The sequence below is a fragment of the Paenibacillus sp. VTT E-133280 genome (genome assembly GCF_002264385.1).
In the GTDB taxonomy this organism is placed as follows: Bacteria; Bacillota; Bacilli; order Paenibacillales; family Paenibacillaceae; genus Paenibacillus_AQ; species Paenibacillus_AQ nitricinens.
In genome coordinates, this window is the sequence record NZ_NFUX01000005.1 from 90,103 (window position 1) to 112,385 (window position 22,283).

13 protein-coding genes are annotated in these 22,283 nt (G+C 44.6%); 1 reads left to right on the forward strand and 12 read right to left on the reverse strand.

All coding sequences use genetic code 11. The annotated features are described in order from the left end of the window. Positions 1–21: 21 nt before the first annotated feature. From ppsA to CA600_RS03825, 8 genes are all read right to left on the reverse strand, one after another. Positions 22–2,634, reverse strand: coding sequence for a phosphoenolpyruvate synthase (gene ppsA, locus CA600_RS03785; RefSeq protein ID WP_094868993.1), 2,613 nt, complete (start codon positions 2,632–2,634; stop codon positions 22–24). Between the two features lie 231 nt (positions 2,635–2,865). After that, complete coding sequence (locus CA600_RS03790; protein ID WP_094868994.1) at positions 2,866–5,517, reverse strand: endo-beta-N-acetylglucosaminidase; 2,652 nt, start codon at positions 5,515–5,517, stop codon at positions 2,866–2,868. Between the two features lie 293 nt (positions 5,518–5,810). Beyond that, entirely contained in the window at positions 5,811–6,119 is a 309-nt protein-coding gene (locus tag CA600_RS03795) for a hypothetical protein (protein ID WP_094868995.1), read from the reverse strand. Positions 6,120–6,645: 526 nt separating this feature from the next. After that, a complete protein-coding gene (locus tag CA600_RS03800) occupies positions 6,646–7,125 on the reverse strand; it encodes a DUF6530 family protein (protein ID WP_042188373.1) in 480 nt (159 codons plus the stop codon). A gap of 74 nt (positions 7,126–7,199) precedes the next feature. Then, complete coding sequence (locus CA600_RS03805; protein WP_094868996.1) at positions 7,200–7,559, reverse strand: GIY-YIG nuclease family protein; 360 nt, start codon at positions 7,557–7,559, stop codon at positions 7,200–7,202. A 53-nt stretch (positions 7,560–7,612) separates the two neighbouring features. Continuing rightward, positions 7,613–8,824, reverse strand: a complete 1,212-nt coding sequence (locus tag CA600_RS03810) for an MFS transporter (protein ID WP_094868997.1) — start codon at positions 8,822–8,824, stop codon at positions 7,613–7,615. Positions 8,825–9,126: 302 nt separating this feature from the next. Next, complete coding sequence (locus CA600_RS03820; RefSeq protein ID WP_094868999.1) at positions 9,127–9,648, reverse strand: GNAT family N-acetyltransferase; 522 nt, start codon at positions 9,646–9,648, stop codon at positions 9,127–9,129. Beyond that, the gene (locus tag CA600_RS03825; protein ID WP_094869000.1) at positions 9,645–10,316 is read right to left on the reverse strand and encodes an epimerase; all 672 of its coding nucleotides are present in this window, start codon (positions 10,314–10,316) and stop codon (positions 9,645–9,647) included. Before CA600_RS03825 ends, CA600_RS03820 begins: the two co-directional genes overlap by 4 nt. A gap of 376 nt (positions 10,317–10,692) precedes the next feature. Here CA600_RS03825 and CA600_RS03830 point away from each other — a divergent pair, with 376 nt between their 5' ends. Next, positions 10,693–11,556, forward strand: coding sequence for a class I SAM-dependent methyltransferase (locus CA600_RS03830; protein WP_094869001.1), 864 nt, complete (start codon positions 10,693–10,695; stop codon positions 11,554–11,556). 67 nt (positions 11,557–11,623) lie between these two features. Here CA600_RS03830 and CA600_RS03835 read toward each other — a convergent pair whose 3' ends face one another. From CA600_RS03835 to CA600_RS03850, 4 genes are all read right to left on the reverse strand, one after another. Further along, entirely contained in the window at positions 11,624–16,555 is a 4,932-nt protein-coding gene (locus tag CA600_RS03835) for an S-layer homology domain-containing protein (protein ID WP_094869002.1), read from the reverse strand. Positions 16,556–16,580: 25 nt separating this feature from the next. Continuing rightward, the gene (locus CA600_RS03840; protein WP_094869003.1) at positions 16,581–17,675 is read right to left on the reverse strand and encodes a peptidyl-prolyl cis-trans isomerase; all 1,095 of its coding nucleotides are present in this window, start codon (positions 17,673–17,675) and stop codon (positions 16,581–16,583) included. A gap of 193 nt (positions 17,676–17,868) precedes the next feature. After that, positions 17,869–20,082: a GH92 family glycosyl hydrolase gene (locus CA600_RS03845; protein WP_306440375.1), complete on the reverse strand. Its 2,214-nt coding sequence runs from the start codon at positions 20,080–20,082 to the stop codon at positions 17,869–17,871. Between the two features lie 15 nt (positions 20,083–20,097). Next, positions 20,098–22,272, reverse strand: a complete 2,175-nt coding sequence (locus CA600_RS03850) for a beta-galactosidase (RefSeq protein ID WP_179281518.1) — start codon at positions 22,270–22,272, stop codon at positions 20,098–20,100. Positions 22,273–22,283 lie beyond the last annotated feature (11 nt).

A 22,283-nucleotide genomic window follows, 5' to 3' on the forward strand; every position in this document is an offset into this window, starting at 1 on the left:
TATTTTTATTTTTAAATACCTCTACAATATTTCGATATACCCTTCTGTTCCATTCACACGAATTTGTTGCCCGTCTTTTATCAACTTGGTGGCATTTTCCACTCCGACAACTGCTGGCAAGCCATATTCACGAGCGATAACGGCTCCATGGGTCATCAGTCCGCCAACTTCGGTGACCAGGCCTTTAATAGATACAAACAATGAAGTCCAGCCTGGGTCAGTAAAGGCGGTAACTAATATATCGCCATCTTCCAGATCTGCCTCTTCCATGTTTAAGATGACACGTGCTCGTCCCTCTATAACTCCGGTAGAAACAGGGAGACCTATTATTGCTTTGTCTGGCAGATTTTCTTGTTTGTATTTACCTGTAATAATCTCACCATCAGATGTGATTACACGTGGCGGAGTAAGTTTTTCAAAAAAAATGTAATCGTCTTTTCGTCTACTGATGATCTGATCATCCAGTTTATTTGTACGTACGACTTCGTGAAGTTCTTCAAAAGTGAGATAGAATATATCTTCTTTTTCATGAATAACGCTAGTTTGTACGAGTTGTTCGGCTTCTTTCAGTAAAGCTTGCTTATAAATGAAGTAGCGGTTAATCATGCCGTATTTTGGATATTCACGGTAACCGATATAATTCCTGATTAAACTGATAACTCGTTTTGTCTCTTCAGCTTTAAGTTCACCATCCGGTAATTGCTTTAATCGATCTAATAACTCTTGTTCTTTTTCTAAAGCTTCTCGTCGGCCTTGCTCAAATTTCCGTTTGCCAGCATTAGGCCCAAATTTTTTGATATTACTGAGAATCATAGGTACAAGTGTAATCGGTTTTTCACTCCAACGCGTCCTCGAAATATCGATTTCACCGGCACATCGCATTCCGAATTTGTTGAGATAAGCATAAATTGCGTCTTGAGTTGCCTGTCCACTATCAAACTTAATCAGTTCATCCAAAAAATTATCATCTTTTACATGTTGTAAATAATTAATTATTTCCGGGTAAGGACGAATTACATCTGCAACATCCAAAAGCGCCAGACCCATTTCCGAGGTAATGTTGTTTGGTACAGACTGAGAAAGCGTGTCTGCTGCGTTTTTTTCACCTAACCACTCGTACATTTTTTCATTGATCCATGACGAAGCGTTCATAGCAGTCATAAAAACCTTTGTACTTTGTGGGTCAGATAAGAACTTCTTTAATTCCTGGAGATCTTCAAGAATAAAATCAAATAGATCTGTCCCTGATTTCGTTCGGATGTTTTGTCTTAATTCTTCTATCGATGTTTGACTGTTCTTAATCAAATCAGAAACGATTGCCGGATCATTTTCGATTAGTGCTTGAAAACCTTCTGATGAACTATCTTTACTGCTATTACCGGGATTCCGTTCTTTTCTATCATCTGGTAACGATTTTATATATTCTCGTTCTATTAGGGTCATAAATGCGTCTTTTATAAGCGGATCGGATTTCCCAAGGGTATTTATGAAATTTTCTCTGCTGACAGGCGAAGCCAGCATATGTGTAACATCAACAAACAACCTTCCACCGGCTTTTCGCATGGGTGCAGGAGTGATTAACAGGTAAAAAGACAATCCTAGTGGTTTCATGGGATCCGTCATCATTTGTTGATGACCGACAGATACGTAAACGTGATTTTCTTGATCATTCACTTCAGGGATCGGAAATAAAGTAGTGATTGGCCGACTCTGAACAATATAAAAAGTATCACGCTCCAAACACCATTCGATATCTTGTGGACAACCAAAATAAGCTTCGATTTCTCTACCTATGCGTGCCAGTTGTAAAATTTGTTGTTCGGTAAGGGTTTGAGCCTTTTGCTGATCGAGATCGATTTTCAGGGTCTCTGTTCCACCTTCTTTTAATCCATAGATAGCCAAATTTTTGGTTGCTATCATCATATCGACGATTTCCTCTTCTTGTACTTTATAGCAATCGGCAGATACCAAGCCAGAGACCAGAGCTTCGCCGAGCCCAAAACTGGCATTAATAGATAGCACCTTTCGATTAGAAGTCATCGGATCAGCTGTGAATAAAATCCCTGAAGCCTGAGGGAAAACCATCTTTTGCACGATAACAGATAAATATACCTGTCTGTGGTTAAATCCATTTAGCATACGGTAGATTACCGCGCGATCCGTAAATAGAGATGCCCAACATTTGCTTATGTGCTGCATGATTGCTTCTCTTCCGATGATATTTAAATAGGTGTCCTGTTGACCAGCAAAAGAGGCATATGGTAAATCTTCAGCAGTTGCACTAGAACGTACTGCATAAGCCTGTTCTTCACCAAGTTGGGAGAGATAGTTAGTAACTGCTGTTACAACATCGGAAGGAATTTCTACTTCCATAAGGAGTTGTCGAATCTTCCTACTGATTTCACCAATTTGCTCTCGATCGTTTACGTTTAACATGGATAGTTGATCTAATAAAGTATGATACTTTTCGTTCTTTTCGATGGCTTTTTGGTAGCCCACTGTTGTAACACAAAATCCTTCAGGTACTTTTATTCCTTCGATAGTTGATAATCGCCCTAAATTCAACCCTTTTCCGCCCACGAGCAAAAGCTGTGTTGTATCTATTTCCCGAAAACCAAGAATCATTGAACGCATACAATATCTCTCCTAACCATTAAAATGAGAAAAAATTTGACAAGAGTTTAGCTGCATGGTATATTATCAATATAAAATGCGTTATTTATGTCTTTATATTTTTTATAGTTGTGATCCGATTATATCATCGTGTCTTTTTATATGCAATATAAAAGAACCTGAATACTATTCAGGTTCTTTTTTGTGTCTCCCGCTATTATTTGTTATTCAAAAGCCATGGTTCGAATCCAACTACAACCCGTAGACTTCAAACTCATAAATTCGTGCTGCTGTATCGGCTCCTTGGGTGGGCTTAAGAGTTATTAATTTTACATAGCGAGCTTTCACCAAAGCAATCGCGTCTGTCGACTCAGCTGCCGAGTTTCCTTGCACGTTTACAACATCCGTCCAGTTCGTTCCGTCGTTACTCACCTGAATGGTATAGTCGCTTGTATTAAACCCGGACCATTCTCCACCACTCTCAGCATGCTTGACGATAAAAGTGCTGATTTGATGCTCGGCTCCTAGATCGACTTGTAGCCAATGAGGCAGATTCCCAAGTGCACACCATTTGCTATTATCCGTCACTTTACCGTCAACTGCGTTTGGTGCGCCTTCCTTGTCTCCGCATGCATGATCGGCTGTTGCAGGTTTTCCAAGTGCTAAATTCTTCACCGCACCAGCTTCCTTACTCACTGTAATGAGCGCCTTTTTCATAATTGTGTCTTGGCCCGAGCTGTTGGTTGCTGTTAGTGATACGTTATATACACCCTCCTGATTGAACGTTACAACCGGGTTCTTCGATGTGCTGACAGCTGGGCTACCGCTTTCGAAGCTCCATGACCATTCTTCTGTCACTTCGGTCGACAGGTCGGTGAAGTTTACGCTCTCACCTGGAGCTACCAAGGTCCGATCAGCTTTGAACTCTGCAATCGGCTTCGGATAAGCTGGCCAGCTGATCTTCACGCTGGAGGCCTGACCTTGCTCGTATCTTCCATTGATTGCAACGACCTTCAATGCTGTAAGTGTTTCTTTGTCTATTCTTCTCATCTCAGGAACGTAAAACACATGATTTGATGTTGCACCCAATAATACCTCACTGCCATCTGGCAGTACTCGATAGATTTCGTATTGCTTCACCTGCTGATCAAGTGGCTTCCACTCCAATCTAGCATCTCCATAAATTCCATCGCGAAAATCGGATTGAGTAACCTTCAGATCGTGAACCGCCGGTAGCATTTTAACCGGGTCGTTGGCATTTTGGATGGAGAGCTGGCCAATTTGAATGCTATAATTATTAATCGTATCCTTGGTATCAAAATATAGTGACAATGCTACGATTCGTTTCCCTTTGTATGGGGTCAAATTCAAAGTTTCAGTAGTCCAGCCTGGCGCTGTCTTATCCTTCACGTTTAGAAAGATAAATTGGTCTGGTTGGTCTGCAAAAGCAAGACCTACCTTCAGGCTAGGCTTGTTCAGCGTTTTATAAGTAACCGATAGCTTTGTGCTTGCTTCGATTTTAAGGTCTGTCTTGTAGAGCTTTAGATGTGTTGCATTGTTATGGCTCAGATCACCTGAAACCTTCAGCGAACTGCCGCCGTAATACGCATCGGACCAATCAAGCTCCGGAGTAAGTGAAGTTCCTTTGCTGTCTGCGATCCAGCGCCATGTTGGCAATATATCCTGCAGGCTCCGGTTATTCCATCCCTTATCTCGTACCTGCTGCCCTCGGACATAATATTTCTGCCCGCTTCCTGTATTGAAGTTGGTGATGAAAGGTAGTTTATTTACAGGGGATGATTCTACCACATTGTCCGCGATTCCTTTCCAGGCCTGATCACTCACGGTGTTACCCGGATTCCCGTTTGGCCCCACCCAGAATTTATTCTCGCGTGTGAAGAAATCCTCCATGCTTTCTGCACTGTTGAAAGTCCAGTCTGGACGGTAGATACCAAGGGAAGTGACGGCAGGCTGACCAACCGGGAACAGCAGATTCCAGTTCACATTCGTATCGTAGCCCTTGGCTTCAACATCTATCCCTGCATACAGGTCATACGGACTTCTATCTAAACTTTTGGCCTTATCTGCTGAGCTTTTAAGATCTTTCCACCAGAAGTTCAGGAACATATTGTCTGTTATTTTCTTATTATCGTCTTGCAAGAACATTCCATTCTTATCATTTAGCGCATTTTGCCAACTGATACTGCCCTCCTTGGTCATGGAGTCGTACCATACGATTTGCATAGATGCAGATTTATGCGATTCTAGATAACTTAGGAAAGCTTTCATTTTCTGGGCATCAGCTGGTGTTCCACCCTCTGTCTCCTGGTTAATAAACCAACCGTCAAATCCGTAATACTTCGCAACCTGGATCAGCTTATCTGCGGCAGGAAAGGAACCGTCGCTATTCTGCTGAAGCATTTGCTTCACCCATTCAAATTTCCCTCCATAAACAGTTGGCGGGAAGAACACCGTTCCGACGATCGGTACGCCATTCTTATGTGCTGCGTCGATTGTATCGGCGCTTGGCGGTACGATGATTCCTTCACCGGCAGATCCGCCCCAATAGACCAGCTTGTCAACATATTGCCAATAAGTAAACGTATTAGCTCCAAATTTGTCTGATCCCTGTGATGGCACACCACTTGTTCCTGAGTTCAGTGCTGATAAAGCCATAACTTTCGGCGCTTTTGTCGCATGAGCATTGACTCCATCTGTCACAAAGCGGTCTTGCAGCGGAATTGTACTTCGGTTGAATGCCGCATCCGGGTCGGATGCAGGACTCCACTGAAGCAACTGCTCTGGAAACCAGTAGGATGAATAAGGCTGTTTAGCGAACGCAGTAGTGGATATTGCTACACACATTACAAATAAGAATATAAAACCTGCACCAATCTTTTTCATGCCGTACTCCTCCAATCGATAGTTTTATGATTGCGCTTACATTTTATCAAGTTGGACGAAGCTCTAGATAGTGGATTAATGACAAGTCCAGGTGCAAATATTACAGATTGTAAGTCTGAAGCTTTAGTGCATGCATCCGCTTTGGCTCCATAAATAAAAAAAAGCCCCCATTTAAACCAACAGGTGCTCTCAATCTTTTATTATTCTTAGAATCACGATTGGCTTTGTTCAGGGTTTCATGTATGTACTAATAGATTTTTTTCCTAGATACCTACAGTGTTAAGCGTTCAGGTTTAAAAGAAATTGCCGTGTGTTCTGATAAGCTTCGTTCCATCCACCTCTCTCTCCAAGCAAGAGGTGTGGAAGAGATCATGCCAGTTTTCCCAAAACGTCCCTGTTTGATCCTCCGCATTTACGGCAACGACGAAGTCCTTCCAAGATGCATAGGTCCCGTTGCCGTCAACAGCGATCCACCCATAGCCGTTAGTTGACCCAATATCCGCTGCAGCCATTCTTGTCAAAATGTCGATAATATCAGGCAACTGAAGGGTTTGTTCCTCTGAAGTGCAATCGGTTAGGTTGCGTCCTTCCATTCGTTCCATGATCGATCACTGAATTTCACAACATAGCCCTTTCCTTCGTGGTTGAAAGAAAACACTTTGCTTATGTTGCCACCAGACAGCGGTGTAATCTCAACCGCACCGGGTCCAAGATGATTTCCTAATACATTTTCAATTTCACTTATGGTTAATTCCGGTTTTTCACACGAGTAAATTTCTTAATCTTTGTTTCCAAATACGATCAATTTATGTATATTTTACAAGATGGTATTGATAAACTGGATAGTAAAAATAATTATAATTGAATTATCCGCACAATCCCTTATTGAGCAACGCAATTTTTTAGGACTCCGAACAGAATATAAATTACGTACCCTTATACGAATACTTCCTTAATGGCAAAGAGATGTACTAAAAATGCTTTTGGAACTGATGCTGCTCATTTAAGTGTTACAAAATACTTACCCATAGATATACTCCTGGACGGGGGCCGGAATTGTTTAAAACTATATAAAAAAAGTGGCAGTCACGAAGGCTTATTTGCCTCGATTGACTACCACTTTACTAATTAATATCCCATATCCTTTAATATTTTGGATAATGTGCTCAGACGCTCACCGATCATTTCATCATCATCGCTAAGAGCTTGATTAAACAGCTTAATATCTTCATTAATTCGCTCATTATCTGTACATACCGCTACAGTCATAGCATCCCCTTGCAGGCCAACTCTGTCGATGACGGGCTGCTCCGGGTCATATAAATTCTCATATCGATATGCTTCGCGGAAATGTTCCAACGACCGGCAAATTAGAATGGACAAATCTAGCACGCGATGAAGAGGCAGTTCCTCAGATTGTCTGGACCATTTTTCTCCGGTATATCTCCATACCTTAGCCGAAATATCGACCTTTCCTCTATCATTCCACTGCGCCAATCCCAAGGAAAGACCTTTCGCATCTGTGTTTCCAGCCATTCGGCCGTCAACCTTCTCATAATTCTCCGACACGACAACAGGCTTATGTTTTAAAGTTGTAGGTATTTTCATATTTTTTTCTTCCTTCCAGTTACTATTTTACTAATTTACTAAACGACGGTTTCATTTTATCTTGGATCTCATCGTTAGTCAATTCGCGGTTTGTTATACCCTCTGTCTCCGTAAGGCTGTAATTTCTCTAACCATGGCTTTAAGATTTTCTTCCGTTCCCAGCGAATATCAGTTACCTTATCTATGTCCTTCTGTTCTATTACCTCATAGATGAACGCATCCGCACCGAATTCGTTCCACTCCTTCTGGAGCTGTGCATTTGCAAATCTCCCTGAATCCAACTGCATTTGCAGGGTAAGCCATTTGTTTTTCAAATTAGGATAGCTGTCGATAAATATTTTGCCGTTGATTTGGTTTTTGATTTGAGCAACACCCATATAAATCTTAATTTGTTTATACTCCTCGATCAGCTCTTTGCGTTTATTCATATCCATATTTTTCTCTCCTTATCGTAGATATTTAATTCATGGTAATTGTAGTTGGAATTTCAATTTCCCAGCGATTCCAGCTCCACTTTACTTCGTTTCTTAACCACAATAGGAAGCAGAAAAAGCGCACCGATAATCACAAATACACCACTCGCCATAAATACGCCCATCAAGGAGAACGTATCCTTGAGGTAGCCGGAAATGAACATGCCAACCACCATCATCCCCATAAAAATAGGCATGATTGCTCCTGAAACTCGGCCAATAAAGGCCCCTTCGGTATTTCGCACAAGAAGTGTCTGAATCCCCCCTTGAATGCAAGGGTAAAACAAACCACTGATCACCAAGAAAATAATCGTCAGCCAAACTTGCTTGGAAGCACCCATTCCAACCGTACAGACGGCATTGACAAGTAAGCCTATCAAAAGCAATAGCTGTGGCTTTACTTTTTTGGCTATCCCGATTATTACAGCTCCGCCTACTAACATGGCTGCCCCACTAGCCATCACAAGCCACTGAAGAAATTGTTTGTCCTTACCTAAATTCTCAATGACAAGAAAAATCTGAAGCGGCTGAGTTAGTCCTGATGCCAATCCCACCGCCGAGAAAGTTAAACTAAGTGTTCTTAAGGGTTTACTCGACCCGATGTAGCGTAAGCCAGTCGTTAACTCTTTGATGAAGCCGCTGGCTTTACCTGACCTCGATTCTTCTTCATCCCGAGGAAGGGAAGACAATATAAGCGAAGAGCCCAGAAACATAACGGCTGTCAGGATCAGAGATACGTTAATTCCAAACTTAATAAAAATAAATGTACCAATAACGGGTCCCAAAACCGTAAAGACAGCGACAAGGGTTTGGGACATCGCCATGACGCCCTGCAGCTGTTCAGCTGGCACATGTCTTTTGTACAGCTTCATCGCCGAAGGCTGAGAAAATTGAGATAAGCTGGCAGATACAAAAGATCCGACAAGAAGCGCAACCCATCCGCCATTCATGACCGCAATCAGCACCACCCCAACGGACAGGCCAGATAACAAATCGCTCCATACCATGGTTCTCTTCGGCCGCCATCTGTCGGCAAAGGTCCCACCAATCAGGCCAAATATAAAGATCGGTGCAAATTCAGCTACCGATATTAAAGATACATCTACTGGATTGTTATTTGTCAATTCAGAAACATAAAGAAGGACGGCATAATTCCGTATCCATATTCCGAGCTGCAACAACACACGGGAGAGGATAATTGTTCGAACATAACGATTAGAAAACATAGTAATACCCCAAATCCTTTTCTGTTTTTTTTATTTTCTCAAACTCTCCAACATGGCTATAGGATTATGCTTTAACGTTTTTGATATTTTCATTGCTTCACTCCAATTTACTAATTTACTAATTTTATTATTTACTAATTTACTAAATCCCTGCTTCATTTTATACAGGATAGAGTTGTTCGTCAAGCCGTTTTCAGTTCGGCTTTTCCACAATCCTTTTTTTAAAGGTGCTAAATGATTCTGTAAACAAATAAAAAAGTGGAGCAACTGCCGTAGCATTTGCTCCACTTTTTACGTTTAATCTAATTTCCAAAAAACTCTTTAGCGTATTCTACAACACCTTGGACATCTGAGAGACCACCATTCATAAGCTCAATAGCCATAAAATTAGCGTCACTTACTTCGAAGGGTGCTTTTATACCATATTGACTAGCTTTTTTATAACCAAACTTCGGATAATACTTATCATGACCCAAAACGACAGCGCCCTTATATCCTAGCTGCCTTGCGATTTTGTGCCCTTCAATAATCAGTAGCTTCCCTATGCCCTTGCTTTGCATTTCTGGCAGAACTGCAACAGGTGCAAGCGCAACCAGAGTTTGATCACCCACTAGTATTTCTGTAAAAAGGATATGACCCACGATCTTATTCTCGTATTCTGCTACAAGTGATAACTCTGGAATAAACTTTGTCGAGCTCCTTAGTCTATTTACTAAATTGTGTTCATCATGATCTGAATGTTCCGCATTTTCAAATGATTTTTGGATTAAATGGTAGACTTCGTTAATATCTTGAACTTTTTCTTGTCTAATGATAATGTTCATTGATTCAACCTCCTGATCGTGGATTTGAGCTCATTGCTTTCTATTCTGGGTCTTGGATAACCGTTAATCGTTACTTGAATCATGGCTCGTCCCAATTGTTCCGATGTAATGACACTGTTTAACTTCTTTAGTAAGGGATAAAGTGGCTTCATCACATCATAAAAAATCTGATACACTTTTGTTTTGGATTGTATGCCATATAGGGGTAGAATCACACCTGGTCTGAACATATATGCGTCCTTAAAAGGTAGATTCAACAAATCGTTCTCTGTCTTCCCTTTCACTCTCGCCCACATAGAGCGTCCTTTTTCTGAACTATCCGTCCCACTTCCAGAAACATATACAAAGGTCATTTGAGGGTTCAATTTTGCTAATGTTGTTCCGGCGGATAGCGCGATATCATATGTTACTTTTTTATAGTCATCTTCCTTCATACCAGCAGAGGAAACCCCAAGGCAGAAAAAGCATGCATCAAAACCTGTGATTTCATCTTGTATACTTGATAATTCAGCTACATTGGATAGTTGAATTTGTCTTAGTTTTGTATGGTGATGCTCCGTCTTTTTACGCCCAATCGTAAGTATTTCTTGAACTCTATCATCTATCAAACATTCACGCAACGCGCTTTGACCAACCATACCTGTTGCTCCAAAAATAATGACCTTCATAACATTGTCACTCCAATCTATGAGACGATTCTAATTCCAATAGTAACAGGCATTTCCGAAGCCAACAATCTTTTGGCGTAATCATGGATTGTAACAATGTGCTTGCTTCTTCATCCTTTACAATCAAGCACAACGACAACGGAAGGATTCCCAATATCCGCGCCACCTAATATTAAATTCCTAGAAAGCTATACTATAAATCTATTGAAGTTTGACCTTGTCTAGGATTAGTGAGACTAGCATATTCTATCGAGATTGATAATAAAATGAAAGAAATAAAACCCACTCCAAGCACTCCAATTGAGCTATGATGCCCTAACCCCAAGCTAGTAGCTTGGGAGGAGTAAGTGAACCGAATAACGGAGGTGTATTTTATATGCAATGTATTTTGTGTGGTCCTGCCCCAGCCATCACGGTATTCCATGAGTATCATTCGTTTACGTTGATGCGGTGTAGCAACTGCGGTCTTATCTTTAGAGCGAATATTGCAGAGATTGATACAACCGGCTTAATCGCAGATATTTATAATACAGAATGGATTGCAATGCGTGAAAAATATGCTCAAGCTACCTATTCAGATCATGCTCTCTTTAATTTAATGCTGCTGGAAATGTTCAGTCCAGAAAAAGGAGCATTGCTAGAGATTGGCTCTGGAACAGGTGAATTTTTACATGCGGCTGGAAATGGCGGCTGGAGAGCGATGGGCATTGAACCCTCACAAATGTCTCGAGCCTATGCAAAATATAAATATGGTGTGGATTTGGTTAAAGATGAATGGAAAAGAACTCAAGACGATGACTCGGACTCGGCTGAAAATCCTGATCTTCCTCGTTATGATGCGGTAGTGTTCTGGCATGTGCTTGAGCATATTTCCGATCCATTTGCATTTTTGAAAGATATTCGTACTCTTTTGACAACACAAGGGAAAATTTATTTCAGTATTCCCAATAGCCATTCAATAACCAATGAAGTCTACGGACCTGAATCACCGTTATTTATTGAACCCGATCACCTGTATCATTACACGGAGGCTAATGTGCGTGATTTACTCAATCAGGCTGGATTTGAGATCAGTTCGATATTCACGCGGCAGCTGGTTCCCGCTTCCGATGTATTGATCGATGCGCATCCTTACTATGGGCCGAATACTCCATTTGTAGAACGAATGGCATTATTAGCCAAATGGCAAGGCGAACGTCGCGGACATGAGATATGTTGCGTGGCCAACCTGAAGAAATAATATATTATACTCACAAAAGAAAAAAAGCTTGAGCCAAATACACTTGGCTCAAGCTTTTTTGTGATGATTACAATCCCAAAATTTTATAAATCAAAGCTGCAGCCTCCGCACGGGTGGTCAGATTCAGTGGTCTGAAGGTGCCGTCGGAATAACCATTGATAATTCCTGACTGCTGCAGGTGCTCAACCGCTTCTCTGGCATAAGCTCCGATTTGCTTCTGATCAGCAAATACTACGGTTTTGCTGGAATAATCCGGCTGAAGTGAAACTAAGCTCAGAGCGCGGTATAAGATAACAGCTATTTCTTGGCGAGTAATCGGTTCTTTTGCGCCAAATAAGCTTTCGCTGCGTCCGTTAACCAGCTTTAGTGCCTGAGCTGTTGAGACAGCTTGGGAATACCAAGCGTCTGGACTCACATCTTCGAAAGTATTGCTGTTCTCAGCCTGAAGCTCCAGTGCCGATACCAGCAGTTGAACAAACTCCGCTCTGGTGATTTGGCGGGCAGGCTCATATTTGCCATCGCCTGTGCCGTGAACCAAATCACGTGATGCCAACGCATCTAGGATAGCAGCGAAGTCCGAATTGACATCAGAGAAGTGTATATCTCCATTCGCCGCAGCGTATAATCCGAAGTTCCGTGTTGTGAACGTGATGCTCCCTGTACCTGAAACGTATTTGGAGTTTTTGACCACTTCCGCCAGCCCTTCGCGGGTAATAGAATAGACGATGGCTTGATTCGGCGCTTCACTAGGATTCAATTTATATCCAAACGAGACCTTCATTGCCGCAGATTGACCTAGTGTTTCTATTTGCTTTCCGTCTACCATCAAGGAGATCCGGTACACGGCATGCGTTTGCCATTTCTCTTTTAATGCAACAGAAAGGGTTGAAGGATCAACAATATGAATGGATAGCTCCAACTGCTTGGAACCTTCCGGAATATTGCCACCTATCTTCTCAATAGGGAGCGTTATGATGGTGGCTCCTGCTTTTATTTTAAGGGAGGTAACCTTCTCTTTTAGTTCGGTAACGGGCACTTGAAAAGTAACACTACGGGCAATGGCCTCCTCCGCAGTAAGCTCAAGTACCAATGCACCATCTTGCACTCCCTTCATCGCTTTGTTAATTTCTCCAGTGGGAAGCTGTACAAGGCGCATTCCTTCAGTATCAGGTGAATCCTGAATCTGAATACGTCCGGCTGAGATTATATTCACTGGATGAACTATTTTCCCTCCACTGTTTCCACTGTTACTATTGTTCCCGTCATTATTGTTGCCGGACGAACTGTCGGGTGTATCTGTTCCCCCGCGGTCTTCACTCCGTACCACATTCAAAATGTAGCTTTTTGTTGTAGTTTCGTTTGCAGCCGTAACTTTGATATCGACTCTATTTTCTCCTACCTTAAGTTCACTTCCGCCTGTTACTGTTAATTTGGCTTTCGGATCTAAAGGTATCCCTGTTACAGTCACGGCTGTTTTAGAAAAGGGCACGTTAATTGTATAGGAAAGTGTGTTACGGTCAAACCCGGGAATTTCTGAACCCTCTATACTCAAAAGGCTTAAATCAGCATTATCACTCGGTTGCGTCTCCTCCTCATCTTCGACATTCATAAACTGGAAGGTACGGAAGAGTGTCGCATCTTTCGCAGCGCCAATGCCTGATCCCCACTCAATATATCCTTTTCGGCCCGCACCATCATTATCGTTGACCAACATCGAGAAGCTCAAGACATTGCCTCCCGCTCCTCGAATTGGACTTATTTCGCTCCACGGCAGTGCCAGTGCATATGAGGTAATCTTAGTCGCTTCATTTCGGGTTACACTTAGTGTTCCCTTGGTCAACAATCCGGTAGCGGCTCCCTTCATAGACAGCCAACGGTAAATTTGTGGCCCCTCTGGTGTCTGCGAAATTCCATATTCATACCAGGATTGGCTATCGCCCGGTACACCGGGAGCAAGGCTGAACTGAATACTGTCATTTTGCCAAATATTAATCCCGGAAGCGTTATGGTTGAATACATCATCACGGATGTCGGCGGTCAAATAGATGTTATCCGCGTCCCAGCGTAGTTGTGCTGTTCCGCTAAGATCATCCACACCGTTATACCCGCTCAGCAAAGGGGTTCCGTCTGCAAGATCAATCAGCGCGGGAGTTCCTGTGTCTGACTGATGCTGCATCCGGTTAATATCTATGTTTTGCTTGAGGTGAACTGACTCATAGCCTTCAAGGTCAACAGTCAACTCTAGGGGATATTTAACGCCTTCAGAGAATCCCGGCAAAGGAATTGGATAAGTAAATCGGCTATTAGGAGCGATTTCGGCCAGTTGCAGCTGACTCCCGCTAATCTGGCCACTTCCTTCTCCTATTTTCCAGGAAATTTTGTTAATTCTCAGAGGGTCTACTCCAGAACTGTTTGTAAACTGAAGTTGAAGGGATAGGCCTCCGTTTCTACCATCTGTAATATGAGGAGTAATTTTTAAGCCTTGAAAATATAATCGCAGATCATCTACAGGTGCTTCAGGCAGTATGGCAGGATCAAGTCCGGGTCCATTATAGGCTCCGATATTCGGTGGATTTTCTGCTGAAACAGCGTTTCCCCAATAGTCCCGACCGCCGTTACCTGCAATAATAGCACCAGCACCAAGTGCAGGAGAACCTTCTCTCAGCTTGTAACCGTCCACTGTATTCCAGCCAATTCCTCCGTTGCCCTGAGCAACCAAGAGCGGATTCGCTGTGACGGGATTCGTATTTTCCGGCTCGCTTACTGGATGATTTCCATACAACAGGTTGTGGTCGAAGCTGCCATTTACCCCGGGCAGATTATAACCCCCCTGTCCAAGGTTGTAGACCAAATTGTTCCTGAACGTATAGGGAGCGTTGATATTTCCTGCGTCATCCCATTCATGGTCGATTATTTTGGTGTTTTGCCCAGTGCCGATATAGATCGTATTGTTATAGATTTGCGTATCCGGCGTAACCCCGCCTGCAAAATTAAACGTATGCGTCAGATCATTCTGGCTGATGTTGTATCTGACTACATTGTTAGAGGAGCCGGTCAGCACTCCTGGAGTTAAACGGGCATCGACAAAAAGCATGAATCCGCCCTTATTGCCATGGCTGTAATTATATTGAACTACACTGTCCATAGTATCGATATCCAGATTGAAGCCCTGACCATCTCCCTCTGGTTTATTTGTGTTAAAGGACTCATTAAACTGCACGATATTATTCTTGCCCCGGGTCGGCCAGATTGCGGCTGAGCCGTTAAACTCGCCTTCTTCGGAGTAGTTGCCACCTTCTTCTGCTATGTTATGCTCAATTAACGCTCCGTCCGCACCGAAGGTGAGGATGCCGTCGCTGTCTGCTTGTTTGACATAATTTCCGCGGATCGTAACATTGACCGTAGCATAGTCGGCTCCGTTGAAACGCTGATCCCATACCACAATTCCTGTCCGTCCAATTCGTTCGACCGTGTTACCTTCGATCCATACCCCATCAAATTTGTCCGTGCCCGTCGTTCCGCCCACATATACGGAGATTCCACCGAACGCATGTGGACCACCTTCTGCACCGGAAACTGTCGGATAACGGAAGCTGCTTGATACATCATGTATATAGTTATCCTGGATGCGGATATTTCTTAATGTTCCTCCGTTTGCGTTCTCCACCATTATGCCTTCCCGGTAAACGGTTCCTCTCTCGGAAGCATAGTTAGTGACCTCCAAATCCCGGATGCTCCAGTTTGAGGCGTTGCGCAGGTATACAGCTGCTCCGGCCATGCCTCCACCATTGATAGTCGGTTTACTTCCGCTGCCATAGGCAGTGATTGTTATCGGTTTATCGTCTGTTCCGCTACCCTTAGGATATAATTGTTCGTTCCAGATTCCGCCCTTCTTTAATAAAATTCGGTCTCCAGCCTCAAAGGTAGTCTGGTTAACTACAGAGAAGGACTTCCAGGCGGTCTCTGGTGTTTTTCCATCATTGCTGTCGCTGCCCGCAATTGAATCGACGTAATAATCACCGTCTCCTCCGCTGTTCCCTCCACCTTCAGGCAACTGGTTGGATATGGAGACTGAACCTAGCTGCATAAGCCAAGGGGCGGAATCGCCACTGAGCTCGATTTTTAAATAATGAATACCGGAAGGAACCCCTTGGGCTGGGGTATAATTCGTCCCTGTCCAAGCTGAATCTCCTGTGGCCTGTGGAGCTTCATGTATCGCTGAAATCTCTGTCCACGAGGATGCATCCGCCGACCCATAGAACTTGATGCTTCCGCTAGAGCCGGCAAAGGAATGCAGACGGATGATGAAATGCTGCAAATTATGCAAATGGTACACAAGTGATTCTGCCGAATCTGCTGTTCTCACCGCACGAGAGTGATCTCCGCCAAAAAAAGTAGGGTTGCTCGTATCTAAAGACCAATTTGTACTAAATGCATAGAGCTGTGAAACGTCATCAATCTCATCGTTAATCCTTTGGGGTACAAGTGATATATTGGAGAGCGTAAGATGTCCAAGCTGCATCAGCCAGGTGTCGAGGTCGCCGCTGATCTCGATTTTGAGATAATTGATATCATTCGGAAGTGCACCTGTGGGCGTGTATACTGTTCCATACCAACCAGAACCAGTTGCTGTGGGACTGTCATTAATGGCCGGAAGCTCCGTCCACGCTGTCGCATCACCCGATCCGTAGAACTTGATTACGGCTGTTGAGCCAGAGAAATAATAGGCCTGAAGCGTAAACGACTGAATCCCTGTTAATGAATAAACAGCATAACCGGTATCCGTGGATGTCCTGACCAACCGCGTAGCATCCCCGCCGAAGAATTGAGGATTGCTGCTGTCAATCAGCCAATTCTCCGAACGCAGCTCCGCTGCTGGCAGAGCAGAGAAATCATCGGCATACGTCTCTTCAGCATGGGCAGAAGCACCCATTACAGGGAACACTGCCGTGAAGATCAGCACTATCATTAGCAGTGATTTTGCGAGTTTTTTTAACATTGTTGTAGGATTCCCCCTAGAATATTTATTGATTGGCTTGGTTTGCGAGTCTTTCGGCCATCGGGTAATTCCATTCTGCGATAACTTTGCCTAACTGATCGTCCACCATGGATCTAAATTTTTGCTGCGCCAAATGAAGTGTGATGGCATCCTTCACTTGATTGAAAGGTTCAACTCCTGCATCCTCTACCGATAGACAGTAAAGTAGATGAATGGCCCCATTTTCAGCAAACAAGCCACTAATCTGTCCCGGTACAAGCTGATCTGCAGCAAGCAATGCCTTAGGATTTTCCAGAGCTGCTGTTCGTCGTGAAGCACTTGTTATTTTGACTTCGCCCAGGTTTATACCAAGCTCTTTTGCCTGCTGATGGATGCCAGTGTCTGATCTTATTTCTGTTGCTATTACTGCTGCCCTGAGCAATTCCATTTTCTCCAAGGCCTCCTGCTGATCCTTGTATTCTGTTTCCGGACCAAAAGGAAGTGACGCCCATTCAAGACGTATAGCTCCCGGCCGAGAATATTTAGCAGCTAGATTTGCTTCATATTCCAGCCTTACCTGTTCATCTGAAATCACGATACCTCCGTTGCTGCGCATTGCCTCAATCGTGGCATCCTCAAGGTCGCTCATGTAATAACTGTAATAGGCCTGCGCTTCCAGATGAAGAGGACCATACACCACTTCTTTATTCGCTACCGCCTGACTCCGCCGTTGATTCTCACGCCCCATTCCTTTTAGAAAACCTTCAAAGCTGATATCCGATACCACTCCTGCTTCTTGAGCAAGCTGCAACTCCATCCGCTTCGTCAGTAGCTGCGTCTGGGATTCTTTTATCCACCTGTGGATTGGTTTTTCGCCGGTATAGTCGGTAGACCAGAATTTCTCTGAGTAGTCGGCATCGTAGGTCTGTTTGAAGTAATCAGCAGTCAGTGCCCGATTCATTTGAAGATGCCAGTTGAACTCCGCTGCAGTGACCTCCTGTCCGTTAAGGGTCAGAAGTGGTTCTTCTACTTGTTGTGGAGCCTGCACATTCATCGCGCCAATCAGCAGCAGGCTTCCTGCAATCATTGCGAACAGAATAGTGATAAGTCGATTTCTTTTGGAATGAAGTCTTAAAGTCATAAGTTGATTCCTCCTCTCCGCACTCATATTAAGCGCTTTCATTCTCTTCGATCTTAGACATGTTACCTTTGAAAAAACAGGCGGGAATGCTGCGAAATGGTTTGCCATTTCACCATTTGCCTAAAAAGAGCAAGATGCTCCATCTATAAATACAAAAACAGCCCGGAGTGTTCCGGACTGCTTAGCATTGCTCTTATGTTGGGGCTAACCCCGAAAACATACTGAAGCTCAGGACGCCGCCTTTCATAATATCTTCATGAGGCAAAGAATGGTGATTCCAAAGCGCATTGTTCCAGTGAATCGATTTACTGTATACATTGGTGGAGCTGTTGTTTTCCGCTTCAATGACCCATTGCCGCCCATTTTCAAGCTGGATCGTTACTTTATCAAATAGAGGGCTGCCCAGCACATATTCGGGAATCCCGGGACTTAATGGATACAGGCCGATGGCGCTCCAAATATACCAGGCACCCATACTGCCATTATCCTCGTCACCGGGTAACCCATCCATTCCACTGTTGAACAGTTTAGCCATGGTTTTGCGAACCCAGTACTGTGTTTTGGACAACGCCCCGAGTCGGGCGAAAATATAAGGTATATGGAAGCTGGGCTGATTGCTGATGGCAAACTGCCCCAGATCGGCCGCGGCCATTTCTGACATTTCATGAATTTCCAAGCCATAAGAACCCACTTTGAATATCGGTTCCTCGGCCATTAACTGGTCCAGACGCTGAACAAAAGCTTCCTCGCCACCCATCAGACTGGATAATCCCGGGAAGTCATGGGGAACTGCCCAGCTCCCTTGCCAAGCCCCACCTTCACAGAACGGATCACCCCATGTTAGGGGATCAAATTCCTCCTGCCAAGTACCGTCCTCGTTGCGACCTCTCATAAACCCAACCGTCGGATCAAATAGCAGCTTATAATTCTGGGCCCGGGTCATAAAACGCTCATAGTCATCCATTTTGCCAAGTGCTTTGGCAACCTGAGCAATACAGAAATCTCCGTATACATAATCCAGCGTGTTACTTACACTTTCATGGAAACGATCATGTGGCAGATAACCGTGCTGCAAATACAATTCAAGCCCTCGTCTACCCAGCTTCTCGTCTGTAGCCGGACGATCTGCATGCTTCAGCAAACCTTCATATAGTAGCTCTACGTCGAAGCCGCCGATGCCCTTAACTACGGCATCCGCAGCTGACGCATCGATCAGAGTGCCGGGCATGGCACTGCGTTCGCCTGGTGACAGCCACTTTGGCAGCCAGCCGCTTTCACCGTAAGCTAATGTCCAAGCCTGCATGATCTCACCGAGCAAGGATGGAAACAGGATACTGTATAACGGGAAGCTAGTCCGGTATACATCCCACAGTCCGATATCTGAATACATTGGACCCCGGCAAATGCTGCCGTTAAAAGGACTGTAATGAATTTGCTCGTCCTGCTCGTTATATTCATGCCATGTTCTAGGAAACAGGCAGATCCGGTACATACAGCTGTAAAAGGTACGGAGGTTCTCTTCATCCGCGCTTTCGACAACGATACGGCTCAGCCGTTCTTCCCAGCCTGCCTCTGCTTTGCTCAAAATCTCTCCGAAGCTGTGCCCACCAACCTCCCGATCGAGATTCAATTGCGCTTGCTCCCCACTAATAAAGGAAGTGCCGCATTTCACTTCTATTACACCGGATTCCGGTATGTTTAATTCTACGTATGCGCCCAGCTTATCGCCGGTTCCTTCATACGTCCCTAAAGGTTGGTACTCCCCGTCAAAGATTCCCGAATCCTCCATGAGAATGTCTGTGTCGAATTGGAAGACGAAATACATCGCGAAATTATCGGGTACCCCGGCGGTATGCCCCCTTGTAAAGCCGATGATCCTGCGTTTCTCCGGTTGAAAGATGAGTTGAGACTCGCCTTTTAGCGGTGTTATTATGAGCCTGTTCTGCTGTCCCTTAGCGTATGTAATTCTAATCACCGCACAGCGCTCTGTAGGGGTCAGCTCCAGTCGGGTACGATATCGCTGAAGAGTCACTCCGAAGTAGTGTGGGGACACTTGCATATCTTCCGGTTTAAAGGAAGAAGATCGCGAACTAGGACTGAGCAATAACGGTCCAGTCTGCGGCAACAGTGTCAGATGTCCATAATCTCCGATCCAAGGACTGGGCTGGTGAGTTAGTCGTATACCCTCCAGGTGGCGATGGTGCGGATGGAAGAACCAGGTCCCCCCTGCTTCATGGGTTTGCGGGCTCCAAGCCGCCATGCCAAATGGCATCGCTGTAAGCGGCAGCGTATTGCCGTGTGAGTAGCGGAAATCCGACTTAGTCCCCTGTAATGGATTAACATAATCTAACAAACCCAAATGGATACACTCCTTTGGCTGGCTTACACCAGCTCTATAATCTTCGATCTTAACTGCTGCCGGCTAAGATAATCGAAATACTTGAACATCTCCAGCTTCTACCCGTATAGACAGTTGAGTTGTTGAAGGTTCAGACGGATTTATTGGCTGGATTGTGGCGTTCCCATCATCAAACCATGGCTCTGCTGAAGTATAATTGGCAGGCAGCGTAACTTTGGCTTCTGCCAACATGTTCCCTTCATTATGCACATAGAGGAACGCACCTCTGTCTTCTTCAACTTCCCACTCGGAAAGATCAGCGCGGACACCTCCGCTTACTTGCACATTCGGCTGTAGCTTCAATTCCTGCTGTAAAAGATCGCGCACCAACTGTAGCGTTCCGGTATGTCCATCCTGCCAGTAGGCAGCCGCAAGCAAGGTACCGAACCACACAGCACGCCCGTTGCCATAAGCGGCGGCCGTCAACACAGGCATGTTGTCCTCGGCAAATTCGGCTAGGACCTTCACATGACTTTGCAGCGCAATATCTGATTTGTAATAGGAGCCGTGTGCCTTATCATCTGCAGCTGCTTCTCCTTCCTTGCTGTGCTCCATTACATTAAGGAGTGGGATCGCCGTCCGTGATTCGAATGCTACCTGATGATAGCTATGATCCAGATTCTCGGCAGAATGAATCCAAGTCTCCCGAACCCCAAAGACTTCATCAAATCCGTAACCGGGAACTGTATAGCTGTGACAGCCATTCTCTGCCTGAAGCGCTCCGAAGGAGCATTCCGAAATCAATATGCCTCCCTTTTCAACCCACTCACGCAGGAGGTCACACAGTTTACGGTTCAGATACAGTGGATAAGGCATCCACAGGCAGCGGTATTGGTCCAATGTCTGTTCCGTAACATCCGACTCATGCAGAAATTCCACTTTATAATTAAGGTCATGTAGCAGTTTATGGACGCCTTGCAGGGAATCGTTATAGGTGTCCAAATGATCATGGGCAGCAAAGTTTGCGATTTGGTTCTGTGGGCTGAATAGAATAGCAATCCCGTCCCCACGCCGTTTTGCCTGTGAAAGCTCTTGCTTATTGTCTTGCACAAGCTTATTTAGTTGGGCCATATCCTTGTACCATGGGGTTGGACTGCCGTCCAAATATACACTGCCCCAAGCCGGAGCCTCCTGTCCTAATACCTCCGGTCTATACTGCCAGAACAGATATCCCGTGATGCCACGGGCGAGCGGGGTCAGAATATGCCGCTTCATTTCTCGCAGCTCCGGTTGGCGCGGTTTCATCGCCGTATTGCCAGGCAGCGCATGAATCTCTGAGTTGATGATCGGTTTGCCTTTGGCGGCAGAGATCAGTAGATCAGCCGACCAAGCTGAGGACCCTAGGCTATTTCCTGTCAGGTCACAGGGCTCAGCCAGCTTAAAGTCGTCTGACCCTGCTGTAATCATATTAAAAATAGGAGCTGGCACAGTATGTGCCATAACAGGATGCAGCAGATCCAGTGACTTCACAGTATCTACCCGGCTCCGCAGCTCAACTGTCAAAGTACCGGACATGAACAGCCGCCAGTCCACCAAATCATTGAATACGCCTTGCCCACGCGGTGCCTCTACTTCCTCCCAGTTTCCGTAAGTCCGCTGCCATGATTCGTTCAGAGCTTCCAGAGTAATATATTTATTTTTCAGCCATTCTTGGAATGCCAGCACGGAGTGCCCGCAATAACATACCTGGTTGTCAAATGACAGCTTGCGCTTAATCCCTGTCGTCAGCTCAGGCTCATTCCATAAATCCCACACCCAGAGTGCAGGATGATCTTTGAAAGTCTTCACTGTTTCCGACAAAAATTTCGCCTTCTCCGTGGCTGCAGCTGCATGGTGATAACAAGGTCCAGGAGCTCCGCCAATCTGGCGGCAGTTAATTGACCTTGGTTCCAGTACGGAACCGTCTGATGTGATCATTTTGGAATCAGGATGTTTTTTATAAAACCAGGCTGGCGCCACATCGAAAATCACGTTCAAAATGACCTTTAAGCCGTTCCGTTGAGCAATATCCATCAGCTCCTGAATATCATCGAACTGGTAGATCCCTTCTTTGGACACGCTGGCGCGCCACTGTACCCAATACTTCACACAATTGAAGCCCTGCCCGGCAATATTGCTTAGGTCTTTCTCCCATTGATCCCGGAATGGGGTCGGGGAACGGTAATATTGAAACCCGAATGGAATAAATGAATTTTGCATCAAGGGTACTC